General features: G+C 73.2%; 17 protein-coding genes, 1 tRNA gene and 1 pseudogene (1 of these 19 only partly in view). 5 read left to right on the top strand and 14 right to left on the bottom strand.

Annotation, left to right across the window (positions count from 1 at the left end; translation table 11 throughout):
• Nucleotides 1-53: 53 nt before the first annotated feature.
• Nucleotides 54-2,297 (bottom strand): ATP-dependent DNA helicase RecG, encoded by a 2,244-nt coding sequence (gene recG, locus HPT28_RS14085; RefSeq protein WP_219091407.1) that lies wholly within the window; start codon nucleotides 2,295-2,297, stop codon nucleotides 54-56.
• Nucleotides 2,298-2,381: 84 nt separating this feature from the next.
• Entirely contained in the window at nucleotides 2,382-4,025 is a 1,644-nt protein-coding gene (locus HPT28_RS14080) for a DAK2 domain-containing protein (RefSeq protein WP_219091406.1), read from the bottom strand.
• 414 nt (nucleotides 4,026-4,439) lie between these two features.
• On the opposite strand from HPT28_RS14080, the gene rpmB reads away from it, so the two are divergent.
• Nucleotides 4,440-4,625, top strand: coding sequence for a 50S ribosomal protein L28 (gene rpmB / locus HPT28_RS14075; RefSeq protein ID WP_219091405.1), 186 nt, complete (start codon nucleotides 4,440-4,442; stop codon nucleotides 4,623-4,625).
• Between the two features lie 81 nt (nucleotides 4,626-4,706).
• On the opposite strand, the gene thiD is transcribed toward rpmB, so the two are convergent.
• Together thiD and HPT28_RS14065 are read right to left on the bottom strand one after the other, a co-directional pair.
• On the bottom strand, nucleotides 4,707-5,507 hold the full coding sequence (gene thiD, locus HPT28_RS14070; RefSeq protein WP_219091404.1) for a bifunctional hydroxymethylpyrimidine kinase/phosphomethylpyrimidine kinase: 801 nt from the start codon (nucleotides 5,505-5,507) through the stop codon (nucleotides 4,707-4,709).
• A 66-nt stretch (nucleotides 5,508-5,573) separates the two neighbouring features.
• Nucleotides 5,574-6,560, bottom strand: coding sequence for a thiamine-phosphate kinase (locus tag HPT28_RS14065; protein ID WP_219091403.1), 987 nt, complete (start codon nucleotides 6,558-6,560; stop codon nucleotides 5,574-5,576).
• Between the two features lie 98 nt (nucleotides 6,561-6,658).
• Between HPT28_RS14065 and HPT28_RS14060 the strand changes: the two genes are divergently transcribed.
• Entirely contained in the window at nucleotides 6,659-6,892 is a 234-nt protein-coding gene (locus HPT28_RS14060) for an Lrp/AsnC family transcriptional regulator (RefSeq protein WP_219091402.1), read from the top strand.
• 170 nt (nucleotides 6,893-7,062) lie between these two features.
• Here the strand turns inward: HPT28_RS14060 and HPT28_RS14055 are convergent, their stop codons facing one another.
• From HPT28_RS14055 to HPT28_RS14045, 3 genes are all read right to left on the bottom strand, one after another.
• A complete protein-coding gene (locus HPT28_RS14055; RefSeq protein ID WP_219091401.1) occupies nucleotides 7,063-8,220 on the bottom strand; it encodes a D-alanine--D-alanine ligase family protein in 1,158 nt (385 codons plus the stop codon).
• Between the two features lie 144 nt (nucleotides 8,221-8,364).
• A complete protein-coding gene (locus HPT28_RS14050; protein ID WP_219091400.1) occupies nucleotides 8,365-9,366 on the bottom strand; it encodes an NAD(P)H-dependent glycerol-3-phosphate dehydrogenase in 1,002 nt (333 codons plus the stop codon).
• A complete protein-coding gene (locus tag HPT28_RS14045) occupies nucleotides 9,363-10,208 on the bottom strand; it encodes a 1-acyl-sn-glycerol-3-phosphate acyltransferase (RefSeq protein ID WP_219091399.1) in 846 nt (281 codons plus the stop codon). The genes HPT28_RS14050 and HPT28_RS14045 overlap by 4 nt, the downstream gene beginning before the upstream one ends.
• Before the next feature lie 159 nt (nucleotides 10,209-10,367).
• Here HPT28_RS14045 and cofC point away from each other — a divergent pair, with 159 nt between their 5' ends.
• Nucleotides 10,368-11,027: a 2-phospho-L-lactate guanylyltransferase gene (gene cofC, locus HPT28_RS14040; RefSeq protein ID WP_219091398.1), complete on the top strand. Its 660-nt coding sequence runs from the start codon at nucleotides 10,368-10,370 to the stop codon at nucleotides 11,025-11,027.
• On the opposite strand, the gene HPT28_RS14035 is transcribed toward cofC, so the two are convergent.
• The 5 genes from HPT28_RS14035 to leuC form a co-directional block, all read right to left on the bottom strand.
• Nucleotides 10,999-11,202 carry a hypothetical protein gene (locus HPT28_RS14035; protein WP_219091397.1) on the bottom strand — a complete coding sequence of 68 codons (204 nt, stop codon included), beginning with the start codon at nucleotides 11,200-11,202 and terminating at the stop codon, nucleotides 10,999-11,001. The genes cofC and HPT28_RS14035 overlap by 29 nt on opposite strands.
• 274 nt (nucleotides 11,203-11,476) lie before the next feature.
• Nucleotides 11,477-12,109, bottom strand: coding sequence for an HU family DNA-binding protein (locus HPT28_RS14030; protein WP_219091396.1), 633 nt, complete (start codon nucleotides 12,107-12,109; stop codon nucleotides 11,477-11,479).
• A gap of 126 nt (nucleotides 12,110-12,235) precedes the next feature.
• Nucleotides 12,236-12,460: a hypothetical protein gene (locus HPT28_RS14025; RefSeq protein ID WP_219091395.1), complete on the bottom strand. Its 225-nt coding sequence runs from the start codon at nucleotides 12,458-12,460 to the stop codon at nucleotides 12,236-12,238.
• A 229-nt stretch (nucleotides 12,461-12,689) separates the two neighbouring features.
• Nucleotides 12,690-13,283, bottom strand: a complete 594-nt coding sequence (leuD, locus tag HPT28_RS14020) for a 3-isopropylmalate dehydratase small subunit (RefSeq protein ID WP_219091394.1) — start codon at nucleotides 13,281-13,283, stop codon at nucleotides 12,690-12,692.
• A gap of 5 nt (nucleotides 13,284-13,288) precedes the next feature.
• The gene (leuC, locus tag HPT28_RS14015) at nucleotides 13,289-14,713 is read right to left on the bottom strand and encodes a 3-isopropylmalate dehydratase large subunit (protein ID WP_219091393.1); all 1,425 of its coding nucleotides are present in this window, start codon (nucleotides 14,711-14,713) and stop codon (nucleotides 13,289-13,291) included.
• 151 nt (nucleotides 14,714-14,864) lie between these two features.
• Between leuC and ndgR the strand changes: the two genes are divergently transcribed.
• Nucleotides 14,865-15,590, top strand: coding sequence for an IclR family transcriptional regulator NdgR (ndgR, locus tag HPT28_RS14010; RefSeq protein WP_191211955.1), 726 nt, complete (start codon nucleotides 14,865-14,867; stop codon nucleotides 15,588-15,590).
• Between the two features lie 232 nt (nucleotides 15,591-15,822).
• On the opposite strand, the pseudogene HPT28_RS27740 reads toward ndgR, so the two are convergent.
• Nucleotides 15,823-16,043, bottom strand: a pseudogene (locus tag HPT28_RS27740) (monooxygenase family protein); the annotation flags it as partial.
• Here HPT28_RS27740 and HPT28_RS27425 point away from each other — a divergent pair.
• A complete protein-coding gene (locus HPT28_RS27425; protein ID WP_219091392.1) occupies nucleotides 16,041-16,685 on the top strand; it encodes a transcriptional regulator in 645 nt (214 codons plus the stop codon). The pseudogene HPT28_RS27740 and the gene HPT28_RS27425 overlap by 3 nt on opposite strands.
• Here the strand turns inward: HPT28_RS27425 and HPT28_RS13995 are convergent.
• A tRNA-OTHER gene (locus HPT28_RS13995) sits at nucleotides 16,648-16,700 on the bottom strand; it runs 77 nt beyond the window's last position. The two genes, HPT28_RS27425 and HPT28_RS13995, sit on opposite strands and share 38 nt — an antisense overlap.

The following is a 16,700-nucleotide window of genomic DNA, read 5'->3' as shown; positions in this document are numbered from 1 at the left end:
GCCGCGGGCCGTCCGGCCCCCTGCCCGGATCCCGCACCGGCTCTCCGGGCGGTTCAGCCCTTGTCGAGGTAGCTCTCGCGCTCCTCGTCGAGCAGGGCCGCCAGGGCCGTGCGCAGCTCCGGATGGCCGTCGAGACCCGGGTCGGCGGCGACGACGGCCGTGGCCTCGGCCCGGGCCTCGGCGATGACTTCCTCGTCCTCGACGACCGTGAGCATCCGCAGGCTGGAGCGCACCCCCGACTGGGCCTGCCCCAGGACGTCTCCCTCCCGGCGCTGTTCCAGGTCGATCCGGGAGAGCTCGAAGCCGTCCAACGTGCCCGCCACGGCGTCCAGCCGCGTGCGGGCCGCGCTCTCCTCGGGCATCTCGCTCACCAGCAGACACAGCCCGGGCGCGGAACCGCGCCCGACCCGGCCGCGGAGCTGGTGCAGTTGGGAGACGCCGAAGCGGTCGGCGTCCATGATCACCATGACCGTGGCGTTGGGGACGTTGACGCCGACCTCGATGACCGTCGTCGCCACGAGCACGTCGACCTCGCCCGCCGCGAAGCGGCACATCACGTCGTCCTTCGCCTCCGGGGCCATGCGGCCGTGCAGCGCCTCGACCCGCAGCCCGGCGAGCGGCCCCCCGGTGAGCTGCGCGGCCAGGTCCAGCACGGCAAGGGGCTGCCGCCGCTCGCCATCTTGGGCGCCGCCGCTCCCCGCTTCCTCGGACTCCCCGGCCCCGTAGCCCGCCGCGTCCTCCTCCGCCGCCTCGCCGTCCGCCTCCTCGTCCCCGATGCGCGGGCAGACGACGTAGGCCTGGTGCCCGCCCTCGGCCTCCTCGCGCACCCGCTCCCAGGCGCGGGTCAGGAAGTGCGGCTTGTCGGCCGCGGGAACGACATGGCTGGCGATGGGGGACCGCCCGGCGGGCAACTGGTCCAGCACGGAGGTCTCCAGGTCGCCGAAGACCGTCATGGCCACGGTGCGCGGAATCGGCGTCGCCGTCATCACCAGCAGGTGCGGCGGCTGCTCGCCCTTGGCGCGCAGGGCGTCCCGCTGCTCGACGCCGAACCGGTGCTGCTCGTCCACGACGACGAGGCCGAGGTCGTGGAACTTCACCTTGTCCTCGATGAGCGCGTGCGTGCCGATGACGATCCCGGCCTCGCCCGTGGCCAGCTCCAGGAGCGCCCGACGGCGCGCGGCGGCGCCCATCGAGCCGGTGAGGAGGACCACCCGGGTGCCGTGCTCGGCGCCGCCGAGCAGGCCCCCCTCGGCCAGCTCGCCCAGCATCTCCACGATGGACCGGTGGTGCTGCTGCGCCAGCACCTCGGTCGGGGCGAGCAGAGCCGCCTGGCCGCCGGCGTCCACCACGGTGAGCATCGCCCGCAGCGCCACCATGGTCTTGCCGCTGCCCACCTCGCCCTGGAGCAGCCGGTGCATGGGGTGGGCGGTGGCCAGGTCGGTGAAGATCTCCTCGCTGACGCGGCGTTGACCCTCCGTCAGGGTGAAGGGCAGCCGGGCGTCGAACGCCGCGAGGATGCCGTCGTCCCGCGCGGCGCGGGGCACGGCGGGCAGCTGCGCCTCGGCCGAACGGCGGCGAGCCAGCGCGACCTGCAGGACGAACGCCTCATCCCACTTCAGCCGCCGCCGCGCCGCGTGCACCTCCGCCCACGACCGCGGGCGGTGCACGGACCGCAGGGCCTCGGGCAGCGGCAGGAGGTCCCGGCCCTCCCGCAGGGAGACGGGCAGCGGATCGCCCAGGCCCTTCCACCCGATGGCCTCCATCGAGTTCAGCACCGTTTCCACGGCCTGCTCGATCTTCCACGAGTTGAGCTGCCTGACGGCCGGGTAGAGCGGCAGCAGTGCCCGGGCGAAGCGCTCCACCGCCTCGGCGTCGCCGTCCTCGTCCAGCAGTTTGTAGTCGGGGTGGGCCAGTTGCAGCTTGCGGTTGAAGACGGAGACCTTGCCCGCGAACATCCCCCGCCGCCCCGGGACCAGCTTCTTCTCGTGTGCGTAGGCCGCCCGGCCGAAGAAGACGAGCTGGAGCCGCCCGCTGCCGTCCGTCAGCGTGACCTCCAGCCGCTGGCCCCGGCCGCGGTTGAACGACAGCAGCCGGGCGTCGGCCACCCGCGCGACCACCGTGACGTGCTCGTCCAACGGCAGGTCGGCCAGGCGCGTCAGCTCGCCGCGCTCCGCGTACCGGCGCGGATAGTGGTGCAGCAGGTCGCCGACGGTGTGCAGGTCGAGGTGGTCGGCGAGCACCTTCGCGGTGGTGCCGCCGACCGTCTTCTTCAGCGGCTCGGCCAGTGGACTCTCCATCGTGCGGCCCATCTTCCCCCACGGTGCCGACAACGGCATGGAGCACCGCGTCCCGCGCCGGTGCCGCCCTCGCCTCCAGGCCCGCTACTCGACGCCGATCAGCAGCGGCGAGGGCTGGCGCCCCTCGTAGACGACGGTGTCCACCCCGAGGTGGGAGCGGCGCACCCGGTCGGTGAGGACGCGGACGAGCCCGTCGGGCGCCCCGCCCCCGAGGACGAGCGTGACGAGCTCGCCGCCCGCGGCGAGCATCCGGTCCAGGACCTCGGCCGCGCAGTCCGTCAGGTCCCCGCCGATCACGGCGACGTCGCCGTCGATGAGCCCGAGCACGTCCCCGGCCTGGCACACGCCCTGCGTCGTCCACGAGCGCCGCTCGGCGACGGTCAGCTCCGCGTAGCGGGTCGCTCCGGCCGCGGCCGTCATCGCCACGACGTCCTCGTCGAAGCGCCGTTCCGCCTCGTGCACGGCGAGCGCCGCCAGGGACTGCACCGGGGAGCGGGCCGGGATGATCGCCACCCGTACGCCCTCCGCACGCGCCTGCTCGGCCGCGGCGGCCGCGGTGTGCCGCAGCTCCGGGCCACCGAGCAGCAAAACGACCTCGCGCGCGTGCGCACGCCGCACGGCGGCGGCCAGTTCGCCGCTGCCCGGCGGCTCCTCGGGGCGCACGGTGACGGCGAGGGCCCCCGCCTCATCGCACAGCCGGGCCAGCCCCTCCCCCGGGACGACGGCGACGACCGCGCGCTCCACGGGCTCCGGGGCGGCGTGCCGTCCGGCCAGGTGGCTGATGCGCACCCGGTGCGGACGCCCCGCCTCGATCCCCGCCTCGACGGCGGCACCCGCGTCGTCGACGTGCACGTGGACGTGCCACAGCTCGTCACCGCCCACGACGACGAGCGAGTCCCCAAGCCCGTCGAGCCGCTCCCGGAGGCGCTCGACGGCGGCCTCGGTGGCGTCGAGGAGGTAGATCACCTCGAACTCCGGCCCCTCCGTCTCCGTGCCGCTCTCCCGGCCGGCGTCCGGACCTGCTTCAGGGCCGGCCTTCGGGCCTGCCTCCGGGCCGGCCGCGCAGCCGGGGAACACGGACGGCGTGCTTCCGGCGGGGCGGACGCGCTCGGGGGGCGGCGCCGCCGGAAGCTCGCCGGTGAGCGCGGTGAGCAGCGCTTCGAGCACGGTGACGAGGCCGTAGCCGCCGGCGTCCACCACTCCGGCCCCCGCCAGCACCGGCAGCCGTGCGGGTGTGGCGGCCAGCGCCGCCCGCGCGCCCTCGCACGCGGCCCGGGCCACCTCGGCGTCCCCGCCCCCGGCGCGCTCGGCGGACTCCGCGGCGGCCGTCGCCACGGTGAGGATGGTCCCCTCCACGGGGTGGGCCACCGCGGCCCGGGCCAGCCGGGCCGCGCCGTGCAGCGCGGAGCGCAGGTCCCGGCCCGCCGCGATCTCACCGGCCAGGCCGCGCAGGAGCTGGGCGAGGATGGTGCCGGAGTTGCCGCGGGCGCCCAGCAGCGCGCCGTGGGCCATGGCGGCCGTGGCCTCGGCGAGCGTGGGCTCTCCCGCTCCCGCGGCTTCCACGGCCTGCGCGGCGGCCTCCACGGTGAGGTACAGGTTGGTGCCGGTGTCGGCGTCGGCGACGGGATAGACGTTGATCGCGTCGATCGTCTCCCGGGCGCTGCCCAGGGCGTCCAGGGCGCGGGCACACCAGGTGCGGACCGTGGCGGCGTCCAGCGTGTGCGGCACCGGGCGACGCACCTCCTCAGCTCGTGTCCGGCCCCGCCCTTCCCGTGACCGGGCGGTGCGCCCGGCCCACGAGGCCCAGCCGGGAAGGGTAGTCGCACGCCGCGACGGCCGTCCGGGGCGGGAGTGCCGTCCGGGGCGGGAGCAGGGGAGCGGCGGCGGGTGGGCGGGGACGGGCGCCGGGCGGGAGCGAGGCGACCCATGGTAATTTCAGGGTCTGTGAGCAGTCGTTGTATGCTGCTTCGGTTGCCTGACGCGATGCGTTGAGTCAGGTGACCATCTCCCTGGCAAAGCCGGTCAGTCCTGTGAGCGTTCGGTCCGATCCCGTCGGATCGGGACTTCGCTCCGGAGCGTTCGGTCTGATCTCCGCGAGGCCAGGACCCACCGTACGTGTATCTGAAGTCTTTGGAGTGACCCGTGGCTGCCAACTGCGACGTCTGCGGCAAGGGGCCGGGCTTCGGCAACAGCATCTCCCACTCGCACCGCCGCACCCCGCGTCGCTGGAACCCCAACATCCAGCGCGTGCGTGCCACGGTCGGTGGGACGCCGAAGCGCCTCAACGTCTGCACCTCGTGCATCAAGGCCGGCAAGGTCTCGCGCTGACGCCCTAGTCGCAGCGCAGCCTCCCGGTTGCCGCAAGCCGGTCCGCCCACGGCGGACCGGCTTTGTGCTGCCCGGCGGTCGTCACCGAGCGTCTCGACGGGAACGCCAGCCGTGGTCGACGGGGCCGATGCCGGAGCCGAGGGCGAAGCCGGCCGCGATGGCCCCGGTGACGTACTCCTTGGCCGCCGCCACCGCCGCGGGAACGTCCGCGCCCTTGGCCAGCTCGGCGGCGACGGCGCTGGCGAGGGTGCAGCCGGTGCCGTGGGTGTGCCGGTTCGGGTGGCGGGGTGCCCGCAGCCAGTGCTCCCGGTCACCGTCGGTGAGGAGGTCGGTGGCCTCCCCACGCAGGTGGCCGCCCTTGATCAGGGCCCAGCGCGGGCCGAATCCGAGGACCGCCGACGCCGCCTTGCGCAGCTCGCTCTCCGTGGTGACGGTGATGCCGGTGAGCTGGGCGACCTCGTCGAGGTTCGGGGTGGCCACGGTGGCGGTCGGCAGCAGCTCCGTGCGCACCGCCTCCAGTGCCTCGGCGGCGAGCAGCGGGTCTCCGTGCTTGGAGACGCCGACCGGGTCGACGACGACGGGCACGTCCAGCCGCCGCAGGAGCCCGGCCACGGTGAGGACCAGCTCGGCGGAGGACAGCATGCCGGTCTTCACGGCCTCGACGCCGATGTCCTCCACCACGCTGCGGAACTGGGCCCGCACGGCCTGGGCCGGGAGCTCCCAGGCGCCCTGCACGCCCAGCGAGTTCTGCGCGGTGACGGCGGTCAGGACGCTCATGCCGTGGGTGCCCAGGGCCAGCATGGTCTTCAGGTCCGCCTGGACGCCCGCCCCGCCCCCGGAGTCGGAGCCGGCGATGGTGAGAACCCTTGGGGGTATGCGCATGGGCGGAAGCCTACGCAACGCACGTGGCCGTCCTCGGCGTCCGGGGCGGGGTGGCCTGGGCCGGGGTCAGGCGCCGAAGTGGTCCCAGCCGCCGCCGTCGTGCCAGGGCGCGCCGTTGACGGTGACGCGGGAGGAGGCCGAGGGGTGCAGCACCTCGCCGACGACGCGCCAGCGCGCGGGCAGCTTCCGGCCGGGCGGGAACGTCGCGACGATGGCGTGGTCCTCTCCCCCGGTCAGGACCCAGCGCATCGGGTCGACGCCGACGGCCTGTCCGATGTCGTGCATCTGTGCGGGGATGTCGAACGCCTCGGTGCTCAGGTCGATGCGGACCTTGCTGGCCTCGGCGATGTGCCCGAGGTCGGCGATGAGCCCGTCGCTGACGTCCGTCATGGCGGTGGCGCCGAGCCCCGCGGCGGCCGGGCCCGCGTGGTAGGGCGGCTCGGGCCGGCGGTGGGCCTCGACGAACGCCCGCGGGGACCGGAAGCCGCGCTTGAGTATCGCGTACCCGGCGGCCGACCAGCCCAGCCAGCCGGTGACGGCGACGACGTCCCCGGGCCGGGCTCCGGCGCGCGTGACCGCCTCCCGGCCCCGCAGGTCGCCGAGAGCCGTGATGGCGATGGTGATCGTCTCACCACGCACCACGTCGCCGCCGACCACGGCGGCTCCGGCGACGTCGCACTCGTCCCGCAGCCCGTCCATCAGCTCCACCGGCCAGTTGGCGTTCAGGTCGGCGGGCAGGACGAGACCGAGCAACAGCGCGGTGGGCGCCGCGCCCATGGCGGCGATGTCGGCGAGGTTCTGGGCGGCGGACTTCCGCCCGACGTCGTAGGCGGTGGACCAGTCCCGCCGGAAGTGCCGCCCCTCCAGCAGCACGTCGGTGCTGGCGACGACGCGGCGGTCGGGGGCGACCACGACGGCGGCGTCGTCGCCCGGGCCCAGCTTGACGGCCGGCGTGGCCGTCAGCCGGGCGGTCAGCTCCCGGATGAGGCCGAACTCCCCGAGATCGCCGACGGTCCCAGGGGTCGGGGGACGGCCCCCGGGGAAACTCAGCATCCGTCTGCCCTTTCACAAAGCTCGCCGCTGGTGGTGACGACGCGATACCGTAGCGTCCCTCCCACTCCCATGATCCTCGAAGCCGCCCTGGAGGTCCCGTGGTACAGGCCTACATCCTGATCCAGACCGAGGTCGGCAAGGCGTCGACCGTCGCGCGGGTGATCGGGGAGATCCCGGGTGTCGTCCAGGCCGAGGACGTGACCGGACCCTACGACGTGATCGTCCGCGCCCAGGCCGACACCGTGGATGAGCTGGGCAAGCTCGTGGTCGCCCGAATCCAGCAGGTGGACGGCATCACCCGCACGCTGACCTGCCCGGTCGTCCATCTGTAGCTCCCCACAGCTCACGGCGGGAGCCCTGGGCTCCCGCCGTCGTTCCACCCTGCCCGCGCCTTCCGCGCGCCCCCTTCCGCCCGGCCCGGGCACGCTTCCGCGTCCGCTTCCGGAGCCCGGGCCCCGCCCCGGGAGCGAACCCTACAACCCGGGGGCGGACGCCGTCGGGGTCAGCGCAGCCCCGTGGAACGGTGCAGCGCGGCCTGGATCAGCCGGTCCACGAGTTCGGCGTAGCCCACGCCCGACTCCTGCCACATCCGCGGGTACATGCTGATCGGCGTGAAGCCGGGCATCGTGTTGATCTCGTTGATGACGAACCGGCCGTCCTCCAGGAGGAAGAAGTCCGCCCGGACGAGGCCCTCACAGGAGACGGCGTCGAAGGCCCGGACGGCGAGCGCGCGGACCTCGGCGGTCTGCTCGTCGGTGAGCGGCGCGGGCACGATGCCGGTGGCCGAGTCGATGTACTTGGCCTCGAAGTCGTAGAAGTCGTGGCTGGTGACGGGCGGGATCTCGGCGGGGACGCTGGCCTGGGGGCCGTCGCCGAACTCCAGCACGCCGCACTCGATCTCCCGGCCACGCAGTAGCGACTCGACGAGGATCTTGGGGTCGTGCGCCCGGGCTTCCTCGATCGCCTCGTCGATCCCGGTGAGGTCGTCGACCTTGGTGATGCCCATGGAGGAGCCGGCTCGGGCGGGCTTCACGAACACCGGCCAGCCGTGCTCGGCGGCGAAGTCGACGATCTTCTTGCGCGCGGCGGCCTGGTCCTGCTCCCACTCGCGGGGCCGGATCACGGTGAACGGGCCGACCGGCAGGCCGTAGGAGAGGAAGACCCGCTTCATGTACTCCTTGTCCATGCCGACGGCCGAGGCCAGCACGCCGGAGCCCACGTAGGGGACGCCGGAGAGCTCCAGCAGGCCCTGGAGGGTGCCGTCCTCGCCGTAGGGGCCGTGCAGGACGGGGAAGACGACGTCGACGTCGCCCAGCGCCTCGGGCACGCGGCCGGGCTCGCTGTAGACCACCTCGCGGCTGGCCGGGTCCACGGGCATGACCACGCTGCCGGTTCGGGACTCGGCCAGCTCCGGCACGCTGGGCAGTCGGCGGTCGGTGATCGCCATGCGCTCGGGTGCGTCGCTGGTGAGCGCCCAGCCCCCGTCGGGCGTGATGCCGATCGGCAGCACGTCGTACTTCTCACGGTCGATCGCGCGGAGCACGGCTCCCGCGGTCAGGACGGAGATGCCGTGCTCGGAGCTGCGCCCGCCGAAGACGACGGCGACGCGCGGCTTGCGCGACGGACGGGGGGAGGTGCTGGAGGTGTCTGACGTGCTCATCGCGCTGAGATTACCGGCTGATCGGCCTCCGGCGCAGGCACGGCACGGGCCGTGGCCCGCACGCTACGCACCGCACACGTCCGGGCCCGTCCGTCCCGCGGCCCCGCGGCCCGTGAGGGCGCGCGGGAGCCCCGGACGGAACCGTCAGCGGCCCTCTGCCTTGGCGCTGCGTCCCATCAGCTCCTTGAGGGCCATCAGGGGCGCCTTGCCCTCGTGCACGATCTCCACGACCGTCTCGGTGATGGGCATCTCGACGCCGTGCCCGGTGGCCAGGTCCAGCACGGACCGGCAGGACTTCACGCCCTCGGCCGTCTGCCGGGTGACGGCGATGGTCTCCTCCAGCGTCATGCCCCGGCCGAGGTTGGCGCCGAAGGTGTGGTTGCGGGAGAGCGGGGAGGAGCAGGTCGCCGCCAGGTCGCCGAGGCCCGCGAGGCCGGCGAAGGTCGCGGGGTCGGCGCCGAGCCGGACGCCGAGGCGGGTGGTCTCCGCCAGGCCGCGAGTGATGAGCGAGGCCTTGGCGTTGTCGCCCAGCCCCATGCCGTCGGCGATGCCCACGGCGAGCCCGATGATGTTCTTCACGGCGCCGCCCAGCTCGCAGCCGACGACGTCGGTATTGGTGTAGGGCCGGAAATACGGGGTGTGGCAGACCTTCTGGAGCCGCCGCGCGACCTCCTCGTCCCGGCAGGCGACGACCGAGGCCGCCGGCTGCCGGGCCGCGATCTCCTTGGCCAGGTTCGGCCCGGTGAGGACGGCGATGCGCTCCGGCGGGGCGCCCGCGACCTCCTGGATGACCTCGCTCATGCGCTTGGTGCTGCCCAGCTCCACGCCCTTCATGAGCGACACGAGGACGGTGTCCGGGGGCAGCAGCGGCGCCCAGGCGGCCAGGTTGCCGCGCAGCGACTGGGAGGGCACGGCCAGGACGGTGAACTCGGCGCCCGCGGCGGCCTCCGCGGGGTCCGTCGTGGCCCGCAGCGACGCGGGCAGTTCCACGCCGGGGAGGTAGTCGGGGTTCGTGTGCCGCGTGTTGACCGCTTCGGCCAGCTCGGGCCTGCGCCCCCACAGCGTCACCTCACAGCCGGCGTCCGCGAGCACCATGCCGAAGGCGGTGCCCCAGGAGCCGGTGCCGAACACGGCTGACTTCGTCATGCGGGCTCCTCCCCTGCGGCCGACGTGCGCGGGCGGTCCTGACCGGGCGGGGCGGCCTGCCCTTCCTGCTCGGCCTGCGCGTCCGGGGCGGCCTCCGCTGCCGCCGGGCGGCGGGTGCGGCGGCGCTCCGCCACGGCCTTGCGGTGGTCGTAGCGCTCCTGCGGCGCGGGCTCGCCGCGCAGGTCGGCCAGCTCGGCGGTGATGGCGTCCATGAGGGCGTCGGTGGTGCCGCGCAGCACCTCGGCGGTCGGCTCCCGGTCGAGGAACGCGGAGAGGTCCACCGGCTTCCCGGCCCGGACGCGCAGCGTCTTGCGCGGGAACAGCCGCAGCCGCTTGCGCTTCGCGTACGGCGGCACGGCCTCGTGAGCGCCCCACTGGGCGACGGGGATGACGGGGGCCCTGGTCAGCAGGGCCACCCGGGCGGCCCCCGTCTTGCCCTCCATCGGCCACAGCTCCGGATCGCGGGTGAGGGTGCCCTCCGGGTAGAAGACCACACACTCTCCCTTGTTGACGGCCTCCACGGCGGCCCGGAAGGCGCCGATGGCGTCGGCGGACTCGCGGTAGACGGGGATCTGGCCGGTCCCCCGCATCACGGCGCCCACGAAGCCGCGGCCGAAAAGGCTCACCTTCGCCAGAAAGCGCGGAACCCGTCCGGTGTTGTACTGGAAGTGCGCGTAGGACAGCGGGTCCAGATACGAGTTGTGATTCACCACGACGATGAATCCGCCCGACGCCGGAATGTTCTCCATTCCGCGCCAATCCCGCTTGAAGAGGAGGAGCAACAGGGGTTTGGCGATGACCGCCGCCAAGCGGTACCAGAACCCGATCTTTCGGCGGGACACCGGGACACCATCTCCTCTTGCTCTTCTCACCGGGCGGTCGCACCGGACCGGCCGGCTCGCGCTGTGCGCCGGGGACAACCGCACAAGTGTGGCCCTCGGCCACCACCCTGTCGAGGACACCGTAACCCCAGGGTTCACCGCCGGGTGAGAATGGGCCCGATGCAGCAGGAGACGCGAGAGGTGGCCGGGGCGCGCTGGTCAGTCGTCGTTCCCCTCAAAACGCTGGGGCTGGCCAAGAGCAGACTGGCTCCCACCTTCGACGACGACCTGCGCCCGCGGCTCGCGCTGGCGTTCGCCCTGGACACCGTGACGGCGGCGCTGGCCTGCCCCGGGGTGTGGAGTGTGGTGGTCGTCACCGACGATCCGCTCGCGACCCGCGAGCTGACGTCGCTCGGGGCGCGGGTGCTGCCGGACATACCGGGGGCCGGGCTGAACCCGGCCCTGCGGCACGGCGCCGAGCGGGTGCGGGCCCAGGCCCCGCGCACCCACCTCGCGGCCCTCAACGCGGATCTGCCCGCGCTGCGCCCGGCGGAACTGGGCCGGGTCCTGGCCGCCGCGGCGCGATTCCCCCGCGCCTTCCTGGCGGACGCCGCCGGGGTGGGGACGACGCTCCTGACCGCACGCCCCGGAGTGGCCCTCGCACCGGCTTTCGGCGGGGAGTCCCGGCGGCGGCACCGGGCGTCCGGAGCGGTGGAACTCGGCGTCACCGGGGTGGACAGCGTGCGCCGGGACGTGGACACCGGCGCCGATCTCGGTGCGGCGCTGGCCCTGGGCGTCGGGTGTCACACCCTCACAGCGTCTGCAATGTCACCAGGGTGATACGGCGCTCGGTCTCGCCGCCCTCGGTCTCGATGCGGACCCGCTGGCCGGGGCGCAGAAGGAGCAGGCCGCCCGCGTCGAAGGCGGCGGCGTCGAAGGACACGGGGGTGCCGTCGTCCAACAGGACGCTGCCCGTGCGGGTCTGCGGATCGTAGGTGTACGCGGTGGCCTGCATACCCAGAGCCTAAGGCCTGTCCGGCGGACGAGCCGCGGGGAGGGAGCACCCATCGCCGTCTCGCGCTGGGGTCCACCCGAAGGCCCACGGCTGGCCGGCGCGGGGCCCAGGCGCCCCGGCCCGGGTCTGCGCGGGCTGCTCCTCGACTCACGGCGCGGCCTGCGGAGGCACCGAGGCTGTTCGCGCGGTCCCCCGCGCCCCTTCGAAGCGCCATCGGGGCCGGACATGCCGCGGGCCGGGCCCAGCGGACCCGGCCCGGCTGCCCGAGCGGTGCTCAGCGGCTGCGCGCGGTCTTCTTCGCGGTGGTCTTGCGCGCGGTGGTCTTGCGCGCGGGCGCCTTCTTGGCGGTGCTCTTCCTCGCGGGGGCCTTCTTGGCGGTCGTCTTCTTCGCCGCGCTGGTCTTCTTGGCGGTCGTCTTCTTCGCCGTGGTCTTCTTCGCCGCGGGCGCCTTCTTGGCCGTCGTCTTCTTCGCCGTGGTCTTCTTCGCCGCGGGCGCCTTCTTGGCCGTCGCCTTCTTCGCCGCCGCCTTCTTCGCCGCGGCCTTCTTGGTGGCGGCCTTCTTGGTGGTGGTACCCCCGGAGAGGCTGCCCTTGGGCGCCTTCTTCACCGCGACGTCGTTCTTGGGGAGCTTCTTCTCGCCGCTCACCAGGTCCTTGAAGCCCTGGCCGGCGCGGAAGCGGGGCACGGCCGTCTTCTTGACCCGAACCCGCTCGCCCGTCTGCGGGTTGCGGGCGTAGCGCGCGGGGCGCTGGACCTTCTCGAACGAGCCGAAGCCGGTGACCGAGACGCGCTCACCCGCGCACACCGTGCGGACGATCGCGTCCAGCACGTGATCGACCGCGTCGGCGGCCTGCTGGCGACCGCCCAACTTGTCTTGGATCGCTTCAACGAGCTGCGCCTTGTTCACGTCTTCCCCTTCGGAGGCATTCCGTAACGAATGATGTTCAAGCTTTTTCGCACGGTAGGCAGATATATACCGCAAATCAAACACGAAACGGGCTAATCACCCTTGTGCCGCAACGAACTCCGTCGGTCACGCAGAAGGGAAGCGGCGGCCGTCGATCTCCTCCATCAGCCGTTCGAGCCGCTGCGCCGCCGAGGCCAGGTCGTGTTTCGACGCGGCCGTGACAACGAGCAGCTTCCGGATGAGCGCCTCCCGTTCACTCTCCGGGACTTGCAGTGCGCGCACCTTGCGGTGTGCTTCCTTGAGCCGGTCGGCGACGAGACCGTACAGAGCCAGTTCGTCGTCGCCTTCCATGCACCGATTGTGCCATCTGGGGGGAGTTGTCGCCTCAGGAGGCGTCAACGCTCCACCCCGCCAGACCCGTGCGGTTCCAGCCACCCAGGGTACCTATCCAGCCAACTGTACGGTAAACCCCTCGACTTCAGCGCTCCCGTACCCGGTCAGAGCGGACGAAAACGCGGTGCCCCCGTTCCGGAGAACGGGGGCACCGCGTTGCTGCGAACGGGGGTCTGCCGCCGGGAGTTCAGGCCGCCTGCGTGCGCGGCTTGAAGGCGGGGCGCCGACCCTCGTGCGTCGCGATGTCGGCTTCGCTCTTCAGCGTGATGCTGATGTCGTCCAGCCCCTCCAGGAGGCGCCAGCGAGCGTTCTCGTCCAGTTCGAAGTCCGCATCGACGCCCGGGGCGACGACCTTGCGCGCCACGAGGTCGACGGTGACCTCCACCGCGGGGTCGGACTCGGTCAACTTCCACAGGACGTCCACCGTCTCCTGCGGCAGAACGACCGTGAGCAGGCCGTTCTTGAGCGAGTTGCCCCGGAAGATGTCGGCGAAGCGGGAGGAGATGACCGCCTTGAAGCCGTAGTTCTGCAGGGCCCAGACGGCGTGCTCACGCGAGGAACCGGTACCGAAGTCCGGCCCGGCCACCAGGACGGTCGCACCCTCGCGCTCGGGCTGGTTCAGGACGAACGCGTCGTCTTTGCGCCACGCCTCGAAGAGTCCGTCCTCGAACCCGTCGCGGGTGACCTTCTTCAGCCAGTGCGCCGGGATGATCTGGTCGGTGTCGACGTTGCTGCGGCGCAGCGGAACGGCCCGGCCGGTGTGGGTGGTGAAGGCTTCCATCGTGATCAGACTCCCGCGGGCACGGCGTTGTCGGACAGGTCGGCGGGCGAGGCGAGGTGGCCCAGCACCGCGGTGGCGGCGGCCACCGGCGGCGAGACCAGATGGGTGCGTCCACCCTTGCCCTGCCGGCCCTCGAAGTTGCGGTTGGACGTGGAAGCCGAGCGCTCCCCCGGGGCGAGCTGGTCGGGATTCATACCCAGGCACATCGAGCAACCCGCGTGCCGCCATTCGGCCCCCGCGGCGGTGAACACCTTGTCCAGGCCCTCTTCCACGGCCTGCAGGGCGACCCGTACGGAGCCGGGCACGATCAGCATGCGGACGCCGTCGGCAACCTTGCGGCCCTCGATGACGGCGGCGGCCGAGCGCAGGTCCTCGATGCGGCCGTTGGTGCAGGAGCCGACGAAGACGGTGTCCACCGCGATGTCCCGCAGCGGCTGGCCCGCGGACAGGCCCATGTACTCCAGGGCCTTCTCGGCCGCCAGCTTCTCGCTCTCGTCGGTGAAGGACGCGGGGTCCGGGACGCTGGCCGACAGCGGGGCACCCTGGCCGGGATTGGTTCCCCAGGTCACGAACGGGGCCAGCTCGGCGGCCTCGATGACGACCTCGCGGTCGAACACCGCGTCCTCGTCGGTCCGCAGTGTGCGCCAGTACTCGACGGCCGCGTCCCAGTCGGCGCCCTCGGGGGCGTGGGGACGGCCCTTGACGTACGCGAACGTCGTCTCGTCCGGGGCGATCATGCCCGCGCGGGCACCGGCCTCGATCGACATGTTGCAGATGGTCATGCGCGCTTCCATCGACAGCTTCTCGATGGCCTCGCCCCGGTACTCCAGCACGTAGCCCTGGCCGCCGCCGGTGCCGATCTTCGCGATGACCGCGAGGATCAGGTCCTTGGCGGTGACATCGGCCGGCAGCTCGCCGTTGACGGTGATCGCCATCGTCCTGAACGGCGCCAGCGGCAGCGTCTGGGTGGCCAGCACGTGCTCGACCTGGCTGGTGCCGATACCGAAGGCCAGCGCGCCGAAGGCGCCGTGGGTGGAGGTGTGGCTGTCGCCGCACACGACCGTCATCCCCGGCTGCGTGAGGCCGAGCTGCGGTCCCACGACGTGGACGACGCCCTGCTCGACGTCGCCCAGCGGGTGCAGGCGCACACCGAAGTCCGCGCAGTTCTTCCGCAGGGTCTCCAGCTGCGTACGGGAGACGGGGTCGGCGATCGGCTTGTCGATGTCGAGGGTCGGGGTGTTGTGATCCTCGGTGGCGATGGTGAGATCGGTGCGACGCACGGCACGCCCGCTCTTGCGCAGACCGTCGAAGGCCTGCGGGCTGGTCACCTCGTGCAGCAGGTGGAGATCGATGTAGAGCAGGTCAGGCTCGCCCTCCACACGCCGGACGACGTGGTCGTCCCAGACCTTCTCCGCGAGTGTCCGTCCCATCGCTGTCCCTCCGGCCGGCCGCGCCGCCGACCACACATAGAGATCCTCGCCCCACCCACTGCGTGCCCAGGTGGTAGCCGTCACCCCAGACTGGCGGGTTCCCGGGGATATTGAACTTGCGTTTCGTAATGTGAGACGCAAGTATCGACGCATGGACAACTCTAGCGGCGCCTCAAGTGGTGTGGGCGTTCTCGACAAGGCAGCTCTGGTACTGAGCGCTCTGGAGTCCGGTCCGGCCACGCTCGCCGGACTGGTGAGCGCGACCGGCCTGGCGCGCCCCACGGCGCACCGGCTCGCGGTGGCTCTCGAGCACCACCGCTTCGTGGCACGGGACATGCAGGGCCGGTTCATACTCGGCCCCCGGCTCTCCGAGCTGGCCGCCGCGGCCGGGGAGGACCGGCTCCTGGCCTCCGCCGGCCCGGTACTCACGCACCTGCGCGACGTCACCGGGGAGAGCGCGCAGCTCTACCGGCGCCAGGGCGACATGCGCATCTGCGTGGCCGCGGCCGAGCGGCTCTCCGGCCTGCGCGACACCGTGCCCGTGGGCTCGACGCTGCCGATGAAGGCCGGCTCCGCCGCCCAGATCCTCATGGCGTGGGAGGAGCCGGAGCGACTGCACCGGGGACTTCAGGGCGCCCGGTTCACCGCTACGGCGCTCTCCGGCGTGCGACGGCGGGGCTGGGCCCAGTCCGTCGGCGAACGCGAGCCGGGGGTGGCCTCCGTCTCCGCCCCGGTGCGCGGCCCATCCAACCGCGTCGTCGCCGCCGTCTCGGTATCCGGACCGATCGAGCGCCTGACGCGGCACCCGGGCCGCATGCACGCCCAGGCCATCGTGGACGCCGCCAACCGGCTCTCCGAGGCTCTGCGCCGCGGTTGAGGCCGCCCGGCGACTCACCCGGGGAACCAGGCCGCCCCCACCCGTGCGTCGCCGCCCGGGCGGTCCCGTGGCCGTGCGCGGGCTTCCCCGCGTGGGCGCACACACACGGCCCGCAACGCCCGAGGAGGGGCAACCCCCTACAGGCGCCGGAGCACGGTGGCTGCACGTGCCAGCCCTGCCCCTTCGCGCAGACCCCCAGGCGCACGGGCCCCCGTGGGGGCACGGCGCGGCGTCAGCCCAGCGAGCCGCGGCCAAGCCGCAGCCGCTGTGCCGCACGCTCGCCCCTGCCCCCACCGGCTCGACGCCGGTGGCCGCGGCCGGCCCGAAGGGCGGCATCGGGGCATGGACGCTCTCGTAGGCCCCGCCGGGGACCACGTATGTCTCGTACCAGATCCCCACAGCACCTCCGGACCCCCGCGCCCGTCGGTTGAAAGCCGCCCACGCCGGACGATGCCCGGAAGGCGTGGCCCACAGCACCGGCCATCACGTGCGTACCGCCGGCATCCGGTTGACGCGCATCCCGATACGGCGACGGTCAAGTACGACCTGCGGGAGGGGCTGCTGCCGCCCGGCGAGCGGGGGAGCGCGACGCAGGCCGAGCACACCGAGGAGCACCTCCGGCGACTCGGCCTGGCCCGGGCCCTGATCCAGACCGGCCGGGCAGCGGTGGCGACGGCGCGGGACGTGCTGAGCGCCATCGAGAACGAGGGGCTGGACCAGGGTTCGCGGCTCAGCACCGCCGTGGAGGCGGTGCCGGGCGGACGGCCGTCCACGGCCGGGCCGAAAGAGCGGGAGGCCGCCCGGCGCCGGGTCGCCGAGCTGCGGGAGCGACTCGGCTGGCACCAGGTCGCCACGTCCTGCGGCCAGGAGGCTCTCGTCGAGGCGGTGGCCACCCGGTTACGGCTCGGCTACCCCCGCGCCCTGGAGGAGCTCCTGCCGTACGCCGGACCTGAGCCGCCTGCCTCGGGGTGGGCCGCTCGGCCGGCGGCCCACCCCGAGACGGAGGGCACACAACGAGAAACCCCGCACCGTGAGGTGCGGGGTTTCCCTGATCGAGTACCCCCGACCGGATTCGAACCGGCGCTACCGCCTTGAGAGGGCGGCGTGCTA

The organism is Streptomyces sp. JJ38, from assembly GCF_019303475.1.
Taxonomy (GTDB): Bacteria; Actinomycetota; Actinomycetes; order Streptomycetales; family Streptomycetaceae; genus Streptomyces.
The sequence above is the reverse complement of the archived record's forward strand: the minus strand, read 5'-3'. Positions and strand labels throughout refer to the sequence as shown.

Coding starts and splice junctions, on each gene's coding strand:
- leuD (WP_219091394.1), bottom strand. CDS start 13,283: ATGGAAGCCTTCACCACCCACACCGGCCGGGCCGTTCCGCTGCGCCGC.
- leuC (WP_219091393.1), bottom strand. CDS start 14,713: ATGGGACGGACACTCGCGGAGAAGGTCTGGGACGACCACGTCGTCCGG.
- cofC (WP_219091398.1), top strand. CDS start 10,368: ATGCAGCAGGAGACGCGAGAGGTGGCCGGGGCGCGCTGGTCAGTCGTC.
- HPT28_RS14065 (WP_219091403.1), bottom strand. CDS start 6,560: ATGCTGAGTTTCCCCGGGGGCCGTCCCCCGACCCCTGGGACCGTCGGC.
- thiD (WP_219091404.1), bottom strand. CDS start 5,507: ATGCGCATACCCCCAAGGGTTCTCACCATCGCCGGCTCCGACTCCGGG.
- HPT28_RS14055 (WP_219091401.1), bottom strand. CDS start 8,220: ATGAGCACGTCAGACACCTCCAGCACCTCCCCCCGTCCGTCGCGCAAG.
- HPT28_RS27425 (WP_219091392.1), top strand. CDS start 16,041: ATGCCCGGAAGGCGTGGCCCACAGCACCGGCCATCACGTGCGTACCGC.
- recG (WP_219091407.1), bottom strand. CDS start 2,297: ATGGAGAGTCCACTGGCCGAGCCGCTGAAGAAGACGGTCGGCGGCACC.
- ndgR (WP_191211955.1), top strand. CDS start 14,865: ATGGACAACTCTAGCGGCGCCTCAAGTGGTGTGGGCGTTCTCGACAAG.
- HPT28_RS14050 (WP_219091400.1), bottom strand. CDS start 9,366: ATGACGAAGTCAGCCGTGTTCGGCACCGGCTCCTGGGGCACCGCCTTC.
- HPT28_RS14025 (WP_219091395.1), bottom strand. CDS start 12,460: ATGGAAGGCGACGACGAACTGGCTCTGTACGGTCTCGTCGCCGACCGG.
- HPT28_RS14035 (WP_219091397.1), bottom strand. CDS start 11,202: ATGCAGGCCACCGCGTACACCTACGATCCGCAGACCCGCACGGGCAGC.